Annotated in this window: 17 protein-coding genes; 7 read left to right on the top strand and 10 right to left on the bottom strand. The window is 62.2% G+C overall.

What is annotated here, in order from left to right; all coding sequences use genetic code 11:
• Window positions 1-40 precede the first annotated feature (40 nt).
• Entirely contained in the window at window positions 41-532 is a 492-nt protein-coding gene (locus HK107_RS12695; RefSeq protein WP_173200368.1) for a flavin reductase family protein, read from the top strand.
• Here HK107_RS12695 and hemB read toward each other — a convergent pair.
• Window positions 529-1,527, bottom strand: a complete 999-nt coding sequence (gene hemB, locus HK107_RS12690; protein WP_173200366.1) for a porphobilinogen synthase — start codon at window positions 1,525-1,527, stop codon at window positions 529-531. The two genes, HK107_RS12695 and hemB, sit on opposite strands and share 4 nt — an antisense overlap.
• A 134-nt stretch (window positions 1,528-1,661) precedes the next feature.
• Between hemB and ldtR the strand changes: the two genes are divergently transcribed.
• Complete coding sequence (gene ldtR / locus HK107_RS12685; protein WP_173200364.1) at window positions 1,662-2,171, top strand: transcriptional regulator LdtR; 510 nt, start codon at window positions 1,662-1,664, stop codon at window positions 2,169-2,171.
• A gap of 103 nt (window positions 2,172-2,274) precedes the next feature.
• Window positions 2,275-3,519, top strand: a complete 1,245-nt coding sequence (gene hemA, locus HK107_RS12680) for a 5-aminolevulinate synthase (protein ID WP_173200362.1) — start codon at window positions 2,275-2,277, stop codon at window positions 3,517-3,519.
• On the opposite strand, the gene HK107_RS12675 is transcribed toward hemA, so the two are convergent.
• The 7 genes from HK107_RS12675 to HK107_RS12645 all read right to left on the bottom strand — a co-directional run bounded on the left by HK107_RS12675 (window position 3,520) and on the right by HK107_RS12645 (window position 9,243).
• Window positions 3,520-4,242: an SDR family NAD(P)-dependent oxidoreductase gene (locus tag HK107_RS12675; RefSeq protein ID WP_173200360.1), complete on the bottom strand. Its 723-nt coding sequence runs from the start codon at window positions 4,240-4,242 to the stop codon at window positions 3,520-3,522.
• A complete protein-coding gene (locus HK107_RS12670; protein WP_173200358.1) occupies window positions 4,232-4,663 on the bottom strand; it encodes an HIT family protein in 432 nt (143 codons plus the stop codon). Before HK107_RS12670 ends, HK107_RS12675 begins: the two co-directional genes overlap by 11 nt.
• Window positions 4,641-5,042, bottom strand: a complete 402-nt coding sequence (locus tag HK107_RS12665) for a hypothetical protein (RefSeq protein WP_173200356.1) — start codon at window positions 5,040-5,042, stop codon at window positions 4,641-4,643. The genes HK107_RS12670 and HK107_RS12665 overlap by 23 nt, the downstream gene beginning before the upstream one ends.
• On the bottom strand, window positions 5,039-6,187 hold the full coding sequence (locus HK107_RS12660) for a GNAT family N-acetyltransferase (protein WP_173200354.1): 1,149 nt from the start codon (window positions 6,185-6,187) through the stop codon (window positions 5,039-5,041). Before HK107_RS12660 ends, HK107_RS12665 begins: the two co-directional genes overlap by 4 nt.
• 119 nt (window positions 6,188-6,306) lie before the next feature.
• On the bottom strand, window positions 6,307-7,020 hold the full coding sequence (locus HK107_RS12655) for a VPLPA-CTERM sorting domain-containing protein (protein WP_173200352.1): 714 nt from the start codon (window positions 7,018-7,020) through the stop codon (window positions 6,307-6,309).
• Window positions 7,021-7,113: 93 nt separating this feature from the next.
• The gene (locus HK107_RS12650) at window positions 7,114-7,851 is read right to left on the bottom strand and encodes an aspartate/glutamate racemase family protein (RefSeq protein ID WP_173200350.1); all 738 of its coding nucleotides are present in this window, start codon (window positions 7,849-7,851) and stop codon (window positions 7,114-7,116) included.
• Between the two features lie 102 nt (window positions 7,852-7,953).
• The gene (locus HK107_RS12645) at window positions 7,954-9,243 is read right to left on the bottom strand and encodes a citrate synthase (protein ID WP_173200348.1); all 1,290 of its coding nucleotides are present in this window, start codon (window positions 9,241-9,243) and stop codon (window positions 7,954-7,956) included.
• A gap of 350 nt (window positions 9,244-9,593) precedes the next feature.
• Here HK107_RS12645 and HK107_RS12640 point away from each other — a divergent pair, with 350 nt between their 5' ends.
• Both HK107_RS12640 and HK107_RS12635 read left to right on the top strand, forming a co-directional pair.
• Entirely contained in the window at window positions 9,594-10,439 is an 846-nt protein-coding gene (locus HK107_RS12640; RefSeq protein WP_173200346.1) for a hypothetical protein, read from the top strand.
• 41 nt (window positions 10,440-10,480) lie between these two features.
• Window positions 10,481-10,966, top strand: coding sequence for a hypothetical protein (locus HK107_RS12635; protein ID WP_173200344.1), 486 nt, complete (start codon window positions 10,481-10,483; stop codon window positions 10,964-10,966).
• A 196-nt stretch (window positions 10,967-11,162) separates the two neighbouring features.
• Here the strand turns inward: HK107_RS12635 and gltX are convergent, their stop codons facing one another.
• On the bottom strand, window positions 11,163-12,578 hold the full coding sequence (gene gltX, locus HK107_RS12630; protein WP_173200341.1) for a glutamate--tRNA ligase: 1,416 nt from the start codon (window positions 12,576-12,578) through the stop codon (window positions 11,163-11,165).
• On the opposite strand from gltX, the gene HK107_RS12625 reads away from it, so the two are divergent.
• Both HK107_RS12625 and HK107_RS12620 read left to right on the top strand, forming a co-directional pair.
• Window positions 12,556-14,691, top strand: a complete 2,136-nt coding sequence (locus tag HK107_RS12625) for a ComEC/Rec2 family competence protein (protein WP_173200339.1) — start codon at window positions 12,556-12,558, stop codon at window positions 14,689-14,691. The two genes, gltX and HK107_RS12625, sit on opposite strands and share 23 nt — an antisense overlap.
• A 71-nt stretch (window positions 14,692-14,762) precedes the next feature.
• Window positions 14,763-15,317, top strand: coding sequence for an EF-hand domain-containing protein (locus tag HK107_RS12620; RefSeq protein WP_173200337.1), 555 nt, complete (start codon window positions 14,763-14,765; stop codon window positions 15,315-15,317).
• Here the strand turns inward: HK107_RS12620 and ubiG are convergent.
• The gene (gene ubiG, locus HK107_RS12615) at window positions 15,314-16,063 is read right to left on the bottom strand and encodes a bifunctional 2-polyprenyl-6-hydroxyphenol methylase/3-demethylubiquinol 3-O-methyltransferase UbiG (protein ID WP_173200325.1); all 750 of its coding nucleotides are present in this window, start codon (window positions 16,061-16,063) and stop codon (window positions 15,314-15,316) included. The genes HK107_RS12620 and ubiG overlap by 4 nt on opposite strands.
• Window positions 16,064-16,133: the final 70 nt, after the last annotated feature.

Below are 16,133 nucleotides of genomic sequence, written 5' to 3'. Positions count from 1 at the left end.
CGTGGACATGGGGGGCTGGCTTCGCCTATGCGCGAAGGCTGTGTCTGATCCATTTCGTCCCCTGAAGAACGCCTTCGCCCGCTACACCACCGGCATCACGGTGGTGAGCTGTCTCGATGCCGAGCGCAAAGCCATCGGCATCACGGTCAACAGCTTCAACTCGGTATCGCTTGAGCCCGCGCTGGTCTCCTGGTGCCTCGACGACCATACGAGCGTCGCGAAGGCCTTCCTGCAGGCTGACCATTACGCAGTGAGTATTCTCGCGGCGGATCAGGAAGAGATGTCCAACCGCTTCGCGACCCCCGGGCAGCACGCCTTCAAGGAAGGCGAGGGAGAGGTCTTCCAGACCGGTGCGCCGCTCCTCAAAGGACGGATCGCAGGCTTTGACTGCCGTCTCGCGGACAGGCTGAAGGTCGGGGACCACACGATCCTGATCGGCGAAATCGTCCACTATGACAGCTTCGACGCCGAGCCCCTGGTCTATTGCGGCCGCAACTACATCAAGGGCCCGAAGATCTCCGACGGCGCCTAACCGTCGAGAAGCTTCGCTGCGTGTTCCGCGCCGTAGGTGATGACGGCGTCAGCCCCTGCGCGCTTGAAGCAGAGGAGGCTCTCCATCAGGCCTGCGTCGAAATCCATCGCGCCTGCTTCGGCAGCGGCGTTCAGCATCGCGTATTCACCTGAGACGTGGAACGCGACGGTGGGCATGCCGAAGGCGTCTTTCACCCGCCGGACCATGTCGAGATAGGGAAGGCCCGGCTTGATCATCAGCATGTCGGCGCCCTCGGAGACGTCGAGCGCAGCCTCGCGGAGGCCCTCGTCGCCGTTCGCCGGGTTCATCTGGTAGGTCCGCTTGTCGCCTTTCAGCGCCCCGCGGCTGCCGACGGCATCGCGGTAGGGGCCGTAAAAGGCCGAGGCGTACTTCACCGCATAGGAGAGGATCGCGACGTCTTCGAAGCCTTCCGCATCGAGCCCGTCCCGGATGGCGCCGATCCTGCCGTCCATCATGTCCGAGGGCGCAACGACGTCAAAGCCGGCGCCTGCGAGGACGTTGGCCTGGCGGATAAGGGCGTCGACGGTGGGATCGTTGAGGATCGTCCCGTCCTCGCCCATCAGGCCGTCATGGCCGTGGTCCGTATAGGGGTCGAGGGCGACGTCGGCGATCAGGACCGCTTCTGGAACCGCTGCCTTGATCGCGCGGGCCGCCCTGCACATCAGGTTGTCTTCGTCGAAAGCAAGAGTTCCGCCCTCGTCTCTGTCTCCAGACTTGGTGAATGGGAACAGCGCAAGTCCCGCCAAATTGATGTTAACGCAGCGTTGCGCCAATTCGACGCTTTCACCAATCGTTAGTCTTCTCAGACCCCCCATCGCAGGAATGTCTGCCGGGTCATCATCCTCTCTCAGAATGACGCCTTGAATCAGATCGCTAGGCGTGAGGCGTGTTTCCATGACAAGCGCTCTCAGACCTTCTGAGCGGCGAAGTCGGCGCATCCGTGTTCTTGGAAAGCTGGGAGCAATATTCTTCATAATTACCCGTTTTGAGCGATTTTTGCGCTTGTGAATGGTGTCACAGATTGTGCCCTGTTGGCGAATTCTTCACACTGATCGTGCAGGATTGGTGAAGCACGATGTCCGTACCCTCAGACGAGCGAAACAAGACAATGGCCAACCAAGCTACTGCGCAGACCATCGACGAGAATTCCGCAGAGGATGCAATCCATCCGATCTATCTGCGCACTTTGACGCTCATCGAGCGCCTGCACAGGCAGCTCCTTGATGTCATCAAGGACGAACTCGAACGGGTTGACCAGACGGATATCAACGCGGTCCAGGCGCTCCTCCTCTACAATATCGGCGACAGCGAGCTGACGGCAGGCGAGCTCCGTAGCCGCGGCCACTATCTTGGCTCGAATGTAAGCTACAACCTCAAAAAACTCGTTGAGGCCGGCTACATTTCCCACGCCCGCTCGGAGCGTGACCGCCGTTCGGTCCGTGTGTCCCTGACGACGGCTGGCTTTGCGGTCCGTGACAAGATCGACGGCCTCTTCAACCGCCACCTCCAAAGCCTCGAAAAGGTCGGAGACGTGTCGGGCGAGATGATGAACGGCACCAATGTCACCCTTGAGCGTCTTGAGCGCTTCTGGGCTGACCAAATCCGTTACCAGCTCTGATCGCGCGCGGCGCATCGCCGCTTTACGCCTATCGACCCGTTCAATAGCCCATCGCGACATTACGTATGTCCCCATGGGGAATTCTTGTGCTAGCGGGTCCGCTATGAGTTTCGACTATCAGGCAGCGTTCACGAAGGCCCTGGGTGCAGTGCACTCGGAGGGGCGTTATCGCGTGTTTGCAGACCTGGAACGCGTGCGCGGGCGTTTCCCTGCTGCCGTGATCCACAAAGACGACGGTACGACCGAAGAGGTCACCGTCTGGTGTTCCAACGACTATCTCGGCATGGGCCAGAATGAAGAGGTTCTGGACGCCATGAAGGCCGCGACAGACCATGTCGGCGCCGGTGCTGGCGGGACCCGCAATATTGCAGGGACCACGCACTACCATGTGCGCCTCGAGGAAGAGCTCGCCTCCCTTCACCAGAAGGAAGCCGCGCTCCTCTTCACGTCGGGCTACATCGCCAACGAGGCGACGCTGTCGACGCTGGCCAAGCTCCTGCCGAATTGCGTCATCCTCTCCGATGAGCTGAACCACGCTTCGATGATCCAAGGGATCAAGGGCGGGCGCTGCGCCAAGCTGATCTGGCGCCACAATGACGTGGAGCATCTCGAAGAGCTCCTGAGCGCGCTGCCGGTGAGCCAGCCGAAGATCGTCGCCTTTGAAAGCGTCTACTCGATGGACGGCGACATCGCGCCGATCGAGGAGATCTGCCGGATCGCCAAGAAGTACGGCGCGCTGACCTATCTCGACGAGGTTCACGGTGTTGGCCTTTACGGCGAGCATGGCGGCGGCGTGGCCGAGCGCGACGGTGTGCTCGATATGGTTGATTGCATCGAGGGGACCCTCGGCAAGGCGATCGGCGTCATGGGCGGCTATATCGCAGGCTCGGCAGAGCTTGTGGACGCGGTTCGCAGCTACGCTTCGAGCTTCATCTTCACGACGGCGCTGTCACCGGTGTTGGTGGCGGGCGCCCTCAAGTCGGTGCAGCTCCTCAAAGCGGGCCAGGACCTCCGTGCACGTCACCAGGACCGTGCGGCGAAGCTGAAGGCCGCTCTTGCCGAGCAGGGCCTGCCGGTGATGGAGAGCGAGAGCCACATCGTCCCGCTGATGGTCGGTGACCCGGTGCACTGCAAGGGGATCTCGGACCGCCTGCTGAACGATTTCGGCATCTATGTGCAGCCGATCAATTATCCCACCGTGCCGAAGGGGACCGAGCGCCTGCGCTTTTCGCCGTCACCTCTGCATACGGATGAGCACATCGCCTACCTCGTCCACGCGCTCGATGCGCTGTGGACCGAGTGCAAGCTGGCCCGCGAGGAACAGCCTGCGCCTCAGGTTGTCGCCTAGTTATTTACCGTCAGGACGCGGATAGACGATCGTCTCCGCGTTCTGGTCAAAGCCCGGCTCCAACATATCGGCAATCCGTTCGCCGATGTCTTCAGGCGGCGTGATGGTCGCAGGGTCTTCGCCCGGCATGGCATCGGCACGCATCATGGTGGCCGTGGGGCCGGGATCGAGGAGGTTCGCCTTGAGGCGGCCCTCCTGCTCAGTGGCGTAGGTCTTCACCAGTGCTTCGAACGCGGCCTTGGAGGCGGCATAGGCGCCCCAGAACGGCTTGTAGACACGGGCCGCGCGGGAGCTGATGCCGACGACACGGGCGTTCTCGCCCTTCTGCAGCAGCGGGTCGAGCAGCTTCAGGAGGGCAAGGTTCGCATGCAGATTGATGGTGAAGGTCTCGTGCCACTCCTTGCCGATGATATCCCGCACATGGGTGAGGGGCCCGAGGAGACCTGCGTTGAGGACGAGGCCGTCAAGCCTGTCGAAACGCTGCTCCAGCGCTGCGGGCAGGCGGGTCAGGGTCTCTTCCACCGAGAGGTCGGCAGGGATCAGCACCGCCCGTCCGCCTACGGATTTCACTTCGTCGTCCAGCTGTTCGAGGCCAGACGTCGTGCGCGCAAGGCCGATCACCGTCGCGCCGCGCTTCGCTGCAGCGAGGGCAGCATGATAGCCGATCCCCCGGCTGGCACCGGTGACGAGGACTGTCCGGTTACGGAGAGTATCAGAGGGCATGTCTTATTCTTTCTGCGACCGCCTCGAGCTCTTCAGGTGAGGCCATGCCTTCACCGTGCCTGCCGAGCGAGCGGCCTTCCCAGACGGGAATGATATGGAAGTGTGTGTGGAAAACGGTCTGGCCCGCAGCCTCGCCATTGTACTGCACCAGCCGGAAGCCATCGGGCGCGAGCGCCTTGACTACCGCACGGGCGACCTTCTGCGCAGCCCTCAGTGTAAAGCACATCTCGTCCTCGTCGAGGTCGCAGAGGTTCACCGATTTGGACAGTTTCGAGATGACGAGGACATGGCCTTCCGACTGCGGAAAGACGTCCATGAAGGCGAGGGTGTGATCGTCCTCATAAACCGTGACTTTGGGCATCTCGCCGCGGATGATTTTGGCGAAGACGTTCTCATCGTCATAGCTCAGGTTCAGGCTCATCGATCTCATCCTCTGAAACGACTTCGCCGCAATGGCGGCATTTGAAGGTATCAGCTCCCCTCGCGAAGGGGAGGAGGAAACCTCCGAGCAGATGCAGGAGTGGAATGCCAATCCTTCGCTCCCGGCGCAACTCTCGCTCGCCGCAATGGGGACAGGCTGGGCCGTGGCTCTCGCGCTTAATCCGGTTGAGCGCAGCCTCGGCGCCGACCGCGTCGTCATCGGGGACAAGCAGCCTGTAGCCGCCAAAGGCGAAGCGAAGCTCAGGTTGCGCGCCCAGCGCGTGCTGCTCGGGCAGAGTGACGTTGAAGCCAAGCGACCTCAGATAGCCGGCTGCCACCTGGGCCTCTCCGACGTCGTAGAAGCTCGCGATCTCCTTCATCCGCCCTTCTTAAACGGCGTATGGCCCTTGAGAAGGTCGATATCGTGTTCGATGTGCTCTTTCTCCCGGGCGAGATAGTCGCGCACGGCGTCCTGGAAGCCTTCATCGATCATGCGGTGGGCGGAGCGGATCGGCACGGGCTCATACCCGCGGGCGATCTTGTGCTCGCCCTGCGCCCCGGCCTCAACCCTGCGGAGGCCGTTGGCGAGGGCGTAGTCGATCGCCTGGTAGTAGCAGAGCTCGAAATGCAGGAACGGGACGTATTCGGAGCATCCCCAATAGCGACCGAACAGCGTGTCCCCGCCGATCATGTTCATGGCGCCGGCGATATACTCGTTATTCTTCCGGGCAAAGATGAAGAGGAGCCTGTCCGCCATCCTCTCGGCAAGGAGCGTGAAGGCCGTGCGGGTCAGATAGGGACTGCCCCATTTGCGGGCGCCTGTGTCCTGATAGAACCACCAGAACGCATCAAGGTGCCGCTCATCGATTTCGCGTCCGGTGATCCATTCAACCTCGATCCCGTCATCGAGGATGCTCTGGCGCTCCTTACGCAGATCTTTTCGTCTCCGTGATGTCAGGGCATCGAGGAAGCCCTGCCAGTCGCCGAAGCCCTTGTCTTCGAAGTGATATTGCTCACCGATGCGCAAGGCATAGCCTTGGGCGACAGCGATCTCGGCCTCGTCCTCCGTCAGGAAATTGAGGTGCGCACCGGAGAGCCCCATCTTCGCCGCCGCACCGACAGCGCCGCCTGCGAGGAGCGCGCGGTCTTCTTCCGTGTGCGCCAGAAGACGCGGGCCGGTCGCGGGGGTGAAGGGCGCGGCCGAGAGGTATTTAGGATAGTATCTTCCGCCTGCGCGCGCATAGGCGTCGGCAAAGGCATGGTCGAAGATGTACTCGCCCTGGCTGTGACCCTTGAGGTAGCCGGGCATGACACCTGCGAGCATGCCGTCTTTGCGCAGCGCCAGGTGTGCGGGCTGCCAACCGGTCTCGGGCCGCGCGGAGCCCGAGCTTTCCATCGCTTCGAGAAAATCCCAGCTGACAAAGGGGTTGTACGGACGGTAAGGAGGGTTGGCGAGCGCATCCCATTCGGCCCGGGTGACGCTCTTCAGTTCGGATAGGGTCTCGATCGTCGCGTCGCCGGTCATGGAACCGATGTAGCCCGTCAGTCCGGCAAGGGGAGTATGCAATCAGCCGCAGAGGGCTCATTTTCCCAACAAAAAAGGCGGCGCTGAGCGCCGCCTTCCGCTGAAAGATCAGCTTGTTCTTACTTTTTGCGGCGGCGCATAGCCCCGAAGCCCGCAAGAGCCGCGCCCATGAGGACGGCAGCGCCGGGGATCGGCACGATGTTGTCGACATCGACCGTGAGGTCGAGGTTGAAGTCACCCTGACGGCGGGATTGTGCGTTGTCGCAGAAGCTGGACGTACAGCCGTCAGCTGCGGAGGCGGCCTGGTAGAAGACCCAGGTCGAGAAGCCGTAGTTGGCGGTCTTGTCGTTTGCGCTCTCACCAAGCTGGGAGTAGTGGTTATTCCCGCCGGTGTTCTGCGTCAGGTTCAGGACGAGACCTGCATAGTCGCCGAAGCCCGTGAGCTTCGAACCAGCGCCGACCTGGTAGTATTCGTCGATGACCGGCATCAGGCCGTGCGATGCCTTCACCGTCGGCGTGATGCTGCCGATGTCGGTGAGGAGCAGCGAGACGATGAAGCCCGAGCCTGCTTCGCTTTGCGACGTGACGGAACCAGACAGCGAGGCTGTGCCATCACCATTCTGAACGAACGTGCCGTCGGGCAGGAAGTCAAAGCGGTGGTTGGACGGAGCGGTGCCAACAACGTTCTCGAAACCCCGCAGCCAGAGGCTGTGGTTGTCCGAAGCACTCCGCTGGTGAGATGTGGCGTCGTAGCTGGTGGCCGTGGCGGCCGCAGCCTGAGACACGACACCGATGGCAAGAGCAGCTGAAGCGGCTGCAAGAAGTTTCTTCATGATCGTTCCCCCTGATCACATTTGCGTGAGCAAAGTAAACGGAAATCAATAAATCGCAATACCTAATTGCACACCTAAGAAGAGCGTTGACTTCTAGTCTTCACGTTCTGCGTGTTGGGCTGCCCAGTTGGCTGCCGCTTCGATGTGAAGTCTTCCAGTCGGAAACACTTTCATCTCAGGAATATTGTCCTGATCGATCAATAGCATGATCTCTGTGCATCCGAGGATGACGCCTTCTGCACCCTCGTCCCGCGCCAGCCTTCGGGCGATCTCGACGTAGCGGTCTCTGGATCTTGGCAGGAATTGCTCTTCGCAGAGCTCTTCAAAGATCACGCGGTTGATCTCTTCACGCTCGTCTTCCCTCGGCGAGAGCAGCGTGGCGCCGGTTGCCGCTTCCACTTCGCGCATGACGAGACCGTTGTTCATCGTGCTCCGGGTGCCGAACATGGCGACGCGCTTGAGGCCTGACGCTTTTACCGCGTCGATGAGGGGCGTGCTGATCGGCAGGAAGGCGACGTCGCGGCCTTCCATGACCTCGCCCATGATCTCGTGGACCGTGTTGGAGGACCCGATGACAAGGTCCGCACCGCCGCGCTCGAGGTCATCGACGGCCGAGCCGACATAGCTCTTCAGCGCATCCCAGTCCTCGGCCAGCACAAGCTTCCCGATGCGGCCGAAATCCATCCCCCGGACGAGCGTCTCCGCAACGTGGGTGCCGCCAAGGCGCTGTCGCATCGCGGCGTTGAGGCCCTGATAGTAGGCGGAGGTGATGACGTGGCTTGTCCCACCAAGGATGCCGATGGTGGGCTGGCGGATGATGTCGTTGGCCATGCTGTGCTCCCGCGTCTTGCAGGCTCATGAGGTGGCGGTTGCCGCGGCCAAAAAAAAGCCGGCCACTGAGGGCCGGCTTTCGATTTTTTCTGCGTGCGGAGTTTAGCGCTTGTCCATCGCAATGAAGTCACGCTTCGCGGCGCCCGTGTAGATCTGGCGCGGACGGCCGATCTTCTGGTTCGGGTCCTCGAGCATTTCGCGCCACTGGGCGATCCAGCCGACGGTACGGGCGAGGGCGAAGAGCGGCGTGAACATGGAGCGCGGGAAGCCGAGCGCGCGCAGCGTGATGCCAGAATAGAAGTCGATGTTCGGGTAGAGCTTCTTCTGGACGAAGTAGTCGTCTTCGAGGGCGATCTTCTCAAGCTCACGGGCAACGTCAAGGAGCGGATCCTGAATGCCGGTCGCCTCGAGCACTTCGTGACAAGCCTTCTGCATGACCTTCGCGCGCGGGTCGTAGTTCTTGTAGACCCGGTGGCCAAAGCCCATCAGGCGGAACGGATCGTCCTTGTCCTTCGCCTTGGCGACATACTCGGGGATCCGGTCAACCGAGCCGATTTCCTCGAGCATGTTGAGCGCTGCTTCGTTCGCGCCGCCGTGGGCCGGGCCCCAGAGGCAGGCAATGCCAGCTGCGATACAGGCAAACGGGTTGGCGCCCGACGAACCGGCGAGGCGGACGGTCGAGGTCGACGCGTTCTGCTCGTGGTCCATGTGCAGGATGAAGATCTTGTCGAGGGCGTCGGCCAGAACCTTGTCGACCTTGTAGTCCTCGGCCGGAACCGAAAAGCACATGTGCATGAAGTTCTCGGTGTAGCTGAGATCGTTGCGCGGATACACGAAGGGCTGGCCGACCGTATACTTGTAAGCCATCGCGGCGATCGTCGGCATCTTCGCGATCATGCGGTGGACCGCGATCTTGCGGGCCTCCGGATCATTGATGTCCGTGCTGTCGTGGTAGAACGCGGAGAGCGCGCCGACCGCGCCGCACATGATCGCCATCGGGTGCGCATCGCGGCGGAAGCCATCGAAGAACTTGATGAAGTGCTCATGCACCATCGTGTGGTAGGTGATGTCGTGGCGGAACTTCGCGCACTGCTCCTTCGTCGGCAGCTCACCGTCGAGGAGGAGGAAGGCACTCTCGATGAAGTCCGTGTTCTCGGCCAGCTGCTCAATCGGGTAGCCGCGATAGAGGAGCGTGCCTTCGTTGCCGTCGATGAAGGTGATCTGGCTTTCGCAGGATGCGGTCGAGGTGAAGCCTGGGTCGAAGGTGAACTTGCCAGTGGCCTTGGTTAGGGCGCGGATGTCGACGACGTCGTTGCCGTGGGTGCCTTTGTAGACCGGGAAGTCATTGCCTTCGATGGTGGCGGTGCCGGACTGTTCGAGCTTGCTTTCCATAAGAATTCTCTCCTCGCGCGGCGGTGCGGGATGGGGCCGACCTGCCGTGGGGGTTTCAGCGAGCGCGAAGGCTCGCCCTGTTGTGCAGCGCGACAATAGTGAGTTGTTGCCAGACCGCAAGGTAGGGTTTCTGCGACCTTCGGCTAGGTCCAGGGGATCAGGCCGAAAAGCTGCTTTTCGCCGCTGCGAGCGGCCCGGTCTGTCGTCCCGGTAAACATCCAACGATCCGGGATTGCAGTTTCTTACCTTAGCGTTAACCTCCTTAAAGGGCAGAGGCAGATGCGTAGGTTCTTTGTAAGGGCAGGGGTAGAGCGGGGCGACTTTTCAGGACGTTTTCGTTTCGCGGCTTCATGGTCGGGGTATTCTTTTTCTCCGCATGCATTTTCGCATTCGTATCTATGACGGACCCGGCCGCTTCGGCCGCGATGGAGACCTTTTTCGGCCCGGCACTGTCGGCCAACCCTTTTTTTGCTCGAAGCCAAACTCTCTGGGCTAACGCTCTCGGCGCGGGCTTCATCATCTTCGCGTACGCGCTATTAGGTGTCGCGTTTCTCGGAGTGTTCGGATTGGTCGTTGGTCCGGACCCAGCAGTCAGATCAGCATTCACTGATTCAATATACTTTCTCGGTTTCGCGCAAACTCTTATGGCGCTGACGGTTTCACTGAGCAGCTTCGGCCTTGATGAGAGTGCTGGAGATTTCACCGAGCTAGTCCGGGCAAATGCGATTGCACTCTCCACGACCCTTGTCGGTCTCGTCTTGCGGAATGTGTTCGCCTACGTCGTGAAGTCCGGTGATGCGTTGGAGCAATCTAACAACTCAGCGGCGGTTCTCGCGGATGGTCTGGAGCAGGCTTCGGCGACGCTCGATAAGTTCGAGGCAGCGGTGCAGAAGCTCGGCACCTCCACGGGAAAGATCGACCAGCACCTGTCGGACTTCAATGGGTCGGTCGGAAGCGAAGTGTCTGCGCTGAAGACTAAGGTCGAGAGCGCGAAGGAGTCGATCGACAAGATCTCCGGTTTCTCCAGCGACAGTGAGCGAAAGATTAAGCAGGCGTCGCAGCAGATCGAAAACGCCGCGACGAGCCTCGGCAAAATCGAGATTAGCACAGACAGCGTGGAGGACTCGCTGTCGCACATGCTCGATCGACTACGAGGCATCATTGACGAAGCTGAAACCGCCAGGGGGCGGAGGTAGTGTTTCGGTCAGGACGTAGCGATGATGTGGTGGCGTCGACGATGACCGAGCTGATCCTGTTCATGCTCTTCGTCTTCATCCTATACGTCGCGACGATCCAGGCGGTCCCGAAGGATCAGACGCTGACGCTCCTGCCCTGTCACTCCCGCATTGATGACGAGGGGAACGACCGCCCGGCGGAGCTTTTCAGGGTCATCATCCGCGAAGAAGGCACACTGTTTAGGCCTAGCCCCGACCCGGTCGCACGGGACAAGTCCGAACGCATCCCCGCGCTCAAAGCGAGTTTTTCATCATCGCGGATCATGGATATTGGCATTGCCCGGCGGCAGGCGATGCGCATTTCCGGTCAGGCCTCTTCAGCGCTTGGTTTTGGAGAAGATCGCTGCACGCTGTTCGCGCGTTACGTCTTTGAGGAGCCAACCTGTCCCGTGCTCCTGCGCAGCACGACTGCAATTGGCGACATCGCTCTTCCGTCGAACTTCAGCGAGTATAGCCGCCTTCGACAGCAATGTATCGAGAGGACGTGAGCCTTGGCTGAGGGATCGAAGAAGATCGACCGCTCGCTCGGACGGGTCCGCGGCAGCTTCAAGGCGCTTTACCAGACGCTGTTGACGGAGCACTCGGGGCTGTCTCTTCGGGGCGTCTGGCTTCGGATGAAGAAGCTTATCTATTTTGATTTGCTGAGGTTATACCGCCCGGAACGGCCCGCAAGGGAAGCGGAACCTATTGAGCCTTTACTAGAGCCTGCGCCGCCTCGATCCGGGCCATTGCCTCCTCACGTCCTAAGGCAAACAGCGTCTCGCCGAGGGTTGGGGCGGGGTTTCCGGCGGTGAGGGCTGCTCTGAGCGGCGGGCCGACCTGGCCGAAGCCAAGGCCATTGGTCTCGGCATAGGTCTGGATCGCAAGCTCGAGGGTCGCGGCTGACCAATCCTCGACGCCTTCGAGGGCCGCAGCGAGGGCGGCGAGGGTGTCCGTGGCGCCTTCCTTCTTGAGGGGCTTCGCGGCCTTGCCCGTGATCTCGAAGGGCAGGGTCAGGGTCAGGAACCCGCAGGCGCTCTCCGCGTCTGAGAAGGTCTTCACCCGCTCTTTGAGGAAGGGCGCTGCGCGCTCGATACGCTCAGCGACGTCGGCGCTCTGGTCGTCGGGGAGGAACGCGATGGCCTTTTCAGCGAAGTCCTTGTCGGAGAGCTCGCGGACGAAGTGGCCGTTGATCGCGGCCATCTTCTCAAGGTCGAGCCGAGCCGGGGCCTTGCCGATGCCCGAGAGGCCGAACCATTCGAGCGCCTTGTCGCGCGGGATGATCTCTTCGTCACCGTGGGACCAGCCGAGCTTCAGAAGGCCATTGAGGAGGCCGTCAGGCAGGAAGCCCTGGTCTCGATAGGCTTCGACACCGAGGGCGCCGTGGCGCTTCGACAGCTTTTTGCCGTCCTCGCCGTGGATGAGGGGGACGTGAGCGAAGACCGGAAGGTCCCAGCCCATCGCCTCATAGATATGCTGCTGCTTGGGCGTGTTGTTGAGGTGATCGTCGCCGCGGATGACGTGGGTGACGCCCATGTCGTGGTCGTCGACCACCACGGCCAGCATATAGGTCGGGGTGCCGTCCGAACGCAGGATGACGGTGTCGTCGCTGACCGAATTGGGAAAGCGCACCTCGCCCTGCACGGCGTCCTTCACGACAGTCTCGCCTTCGATGGGGGCCTTGAGGCGGATGACGAAAGATCCTTCGCCCTCGCCGCCGTCGCGGTAAGGGGAGGTGAAGCGGATGTTCTTCTCACGGGCCTCATTGCGGGCCGCGTCGAGTTCGTCGCCCTGAAGCCAGCATTTGAACGCCTTGCCGTTCGCAAGCAGCTCGTCGGCCACTTCGGCGTGACGGTCGGCGCGGGCGTGCTGGCTCAGCGGTTCGCCGTCCCAGTCGAGGCCCATCCAGCGGAGGCCATCGAGGATCGCTTCCACCGCTTCTTCATTGTGCCGGGCTCTGTCGGTGTCCTCGATCCTGAGGAGGAACTGCGATCCAGCTGGTGCGGATTTTCCGCGAGCCATCAACCAGTTAAAAAGTGCAGTTCGCGCGCCACCTATGTGCAAATAACCTGTCGGAGACGGTGCGAAACGCGTGACAATGGGCTTAGTCTCGGCGGTCATGGCTTTATCCTGGAACGAACGGCTTCGGAATTCGGCGCGCTTAGGCGCAGGCGAGCTGTTCGCCAAGCCGCGTCGGGTCGGCCTCGCGCGGGTTTTAGAGATCGCCCAAGACTGGGCCGAGATGGAGGCGCGGCGGTTCATCCTTTTGGCGCCCTGCCTGATGGCGGCGGGGATCCTTCTCTGGCTTGGGACGGATGAGCCGCCTGGGCTGTTTCTCCTTCTGCCTCTTCTGGGTGTGACGCTGGCCAGCTGGGCGATTTCCGTGCGGCAGATGCGCGATGGCCCGATGCTCGGCTTCCGCATGATGAGCATGGTGCTTGGCGGCATGGCGCTGATTGCTCTGAGGACAGAGCTTGTAGAAGCGCCGCTTGTCCCTGCGGGTATGGAGGCCGTGACCGTCACTGGCCATGTCGCCAAGGTCGAGCAGCGTGAAGGGGATACGCGGTACACGGTGCGTGTCGAAAGCCTCTCGGGACTTGAGCGCTCGGAGCTGCCACGCAAGGTGCGGATTGTCTGGCGCGGCGAAGGCGATGCGCGGGCAGGAGATCGTGTTTCCATAAGGGCAGAACTTCGCCCTCCGCCCGGGCCTGCCGTACCCGGAGGATATGATTTCTCCCGCCAGATGCGCTATCAGGGCATTGGTGGTTCCGGCTTCTCCTACGCCCCTCCCGCCGTCCTTGAGCGAGGCGGCAGCGGATTCGGCGACGCGGTGCAGGACCTTCGCGAGAAGGTGGCGGACAGGATCGAAGGCGTGATCGGCGGTCCCGAAGGCGCCATCGCTGCGGCCCTCGCCACGGGCAAGCGGGAACGTATTCCTGAATTTGCCGTCAGTGCCCTGAGGGATGCAGGGCTTGCGCACCTTCTTGCGATTTCGGGGCTTCATATGGGGCTTGTCTGCGGGTTCCTTTTCTGGGGCCTGAGGACCGCGCTCGTCAGGAGTGAGCGGCTGACCCTCAATTTTCCCGTCAAGAAATGGGCAGCGGCGGGAGCACTCCTCGGCGGGCTCTTCTACCTTGCCATGTCCGGTGGCGGATGGTCGGCGCAGCGGGCCTATATCATGGCGGCGGTGGTCTTCGGCGCCATCCTCTTCGATCGCCGGGGTATCTCGCTCAGGAACGTTGCCGTCGCCGCGATCATCATCATGGTGATCCGGCCAGAAGCCGTGGCGGCGCCAGGTTTTCAGATGTCGTTTGCCGCCGTCATTACACTGATCGCTGCCTTCTCCTTCATCGAGGAGCGCTGGCCGAGGGAAGGGGAACGGACACGATTGACCAAAGCGATGGGCTTCACCGGAGGGCTGTTCCTGACGAGCCTTCTCGCAGGGCTTGCGACGGGTCCGTTCGCGGCGTTCCACTTCGGCAGGATCGCGAGCTATGGGCTCCTTGGCAACATGCTCGCCATGCCGATTGTGACCCTCGCGGTGATGCCGGCGCTGGTGCTCGCCATGTTCCTGATGCCCCTCGGGCTTGATGCCCTCGTGCTGTTGTTGGTCGGGCAGGGTCTAGGGATGGTACTCAGGATTGCTCAGTGGACGGCGGGCCTTCCCGGTGCAGCGGGGCTGGTGCCGCAGCTCGCGCCAGCGGGCATCGTTCTTGCGTCAGCGGGATTGCTCACCCTCGCGCTCCTCAGGGCGCCGTGGAGGTTGGCCGGGGCAGCGTTTCTGGCGCTTGCACTGCCGCTCAGTTTTTCCGCTCCGCCCCCTGACGTTTACATCAGCCGGGACCTTCGGAACGTCGGTGTGGTCACAGGCGACCCTGCCAGGCCCCTCGCAATCCTGTCCAAGCGCCGCGACCGTTTCACGGTCGAAGCATGGCTTCAGGCCATCGGATCGCGGGTTGAAGTAAAGTCTCTCGATGCGCCTTGCCGCGCTCGAGACGTAGCCTGCTCTGTCGGTGGCCTGAGCGAAGGCCAGGTCATCATTCTTTCAGGAAGAGAAGGCTTGGCCGCGGCATGCGACGGGGCTGCGCTGGTCATCCTCCGTTCGCGCGCCCTGCCGGGGGATGCCGAGGGCTGCTCGGCAGAGCTGGTGGCTCTCGACAGCACAGGACGCTTCCCCGCCACGACCCTGCGCTGGGCAGGAGGCAAGGTCATCCGCCGGTCTGCGAAGCTTTGATACAGTCGGCGGGGTGCCGTGGCCCGTTCCTTCGCGGCTAGGCTCCGCCGGTCGCCACGCAAGGACCGGCCATGCGCGCTCGCTCTTTCCTTCTCGCCCTACCTCTCGCCGCTGCCTGCGCCTCACAGGAGCCGCCGCGCGGAGGCCCTGGCGGCCAACAAGGCGGACGCGCCGACGCTGCGTCGATGATGCGCTCGGCCCAGCAGATCGCGCGACCCGAGAGCCTGTTCTTCGCAGGCATGGATCAGGACAGCGACGGTGCCGTGACGCAGGACGAGATGATCCTTGCGGGCAAGGCGATCTTCGCTGCTGCCGATGGTGAGGGCGACGGTGTCCTGCGGCCGATCGAAGTGTCTGCGATGGCCGAGACGTTCTTCGGCACGCGGAATGCCCCTATCGGGACGAGCAGCTTCGACCGGGACAGCTCGGCCTCGGTTTCCCTGTCAGAGTTCGAGAGCTTTATCACCAAGCGTTTTGTCGAACTCGACGAGAATGGCGACGGTATCCTTCAGCGCTCAGAGCTTCTGGTGACTATGCAGCCGCCAGCGCGCGGGCAGGCGGGTGGCCAACGCGGCGGCGGCGGTCGAGGCGGCGGTGGTGGCGGCCGCGGGGGTCGGCGCGGCTAAGCTTCCGGCTTCTCCGCAAACAGCATGTAGTTGACCGACATATCCTCGCCGACGCGCCAGCTGTCGAGTAGCGGCAGGTAGGTGAGGCCGCGCTCTGCGACGATCTTTAGGCCAGCATCCGTCAGGTGCCTCTTGGCTTCCGAGGGCTTCACGAACTTGCGCGGGTCATGGGTGCCGATCGGCAGCCAGCGGAGAACATACTCCGCAGCGAAGACGGCTGTAGCTGCAGCCTTCAGTGTACGGTTGAGAGTCGCCATGCCCATCATCCCGCCGGGCTTGAGGAGCTTGGCGGACGTCCCGAGGAAGAGGCCGATATCGGCGACGTGCTCGACAACTTCGAGGTTGAGGACGACGTCGAAAGGCTCTTCTCCCGATGCGAGGAGATCCTCCGCACTCGTTGCGCGGTAGTCGATATCGAGCTTTGATTGCTCCGCATGCACCCTTGCGGTCTTCACATTGCCTTCGGCAGCGTCGATCCCGGTCACGGACGCGCCGAGCCTTGCCATGGGTTCGGAAACCAGACCGCCGCCGCAGCCGATATCGAGAAGCCGGAGCCCCTCAAGGGGTTTCTTGGCGAAGCGGTCACGCCCAAAGTGCTCGCAGAGCTGGTCCCTGATGAGGCCGAGGCGAACCGGATTGAACTTGTGAAGCGGCTTGAATTTCCCGAGCGGGTCCCACCATTCCTGCGCAATCTTCTCGAACTTTTCGACCTCTTCGGGGTCGATGGTCGTGGTCGTGCTGCTCATGGCGGGGCGGCTCCTTCGTCTGCGCGAGAGCTAGGCCGCGGGGCCCCGGCGCGCAAGCGAGGCGGATTGT

Source organism: Parvularcula mediterranea (assembly GCF_013085255.1).
In the GTDB taxonomy this organism is placed as follows: Bacteria; Pseudomonadota; Alphaproteobacteria; order Caulobacterales; family Parvularculaceae; genus Parvularcula; species Parvularcula mediterranea.
The sequence above is the reverse complement of the archived record's forward strand: the minus strand, read 5'-3'. Positions and strand labels throughout refer to the sequence as shown.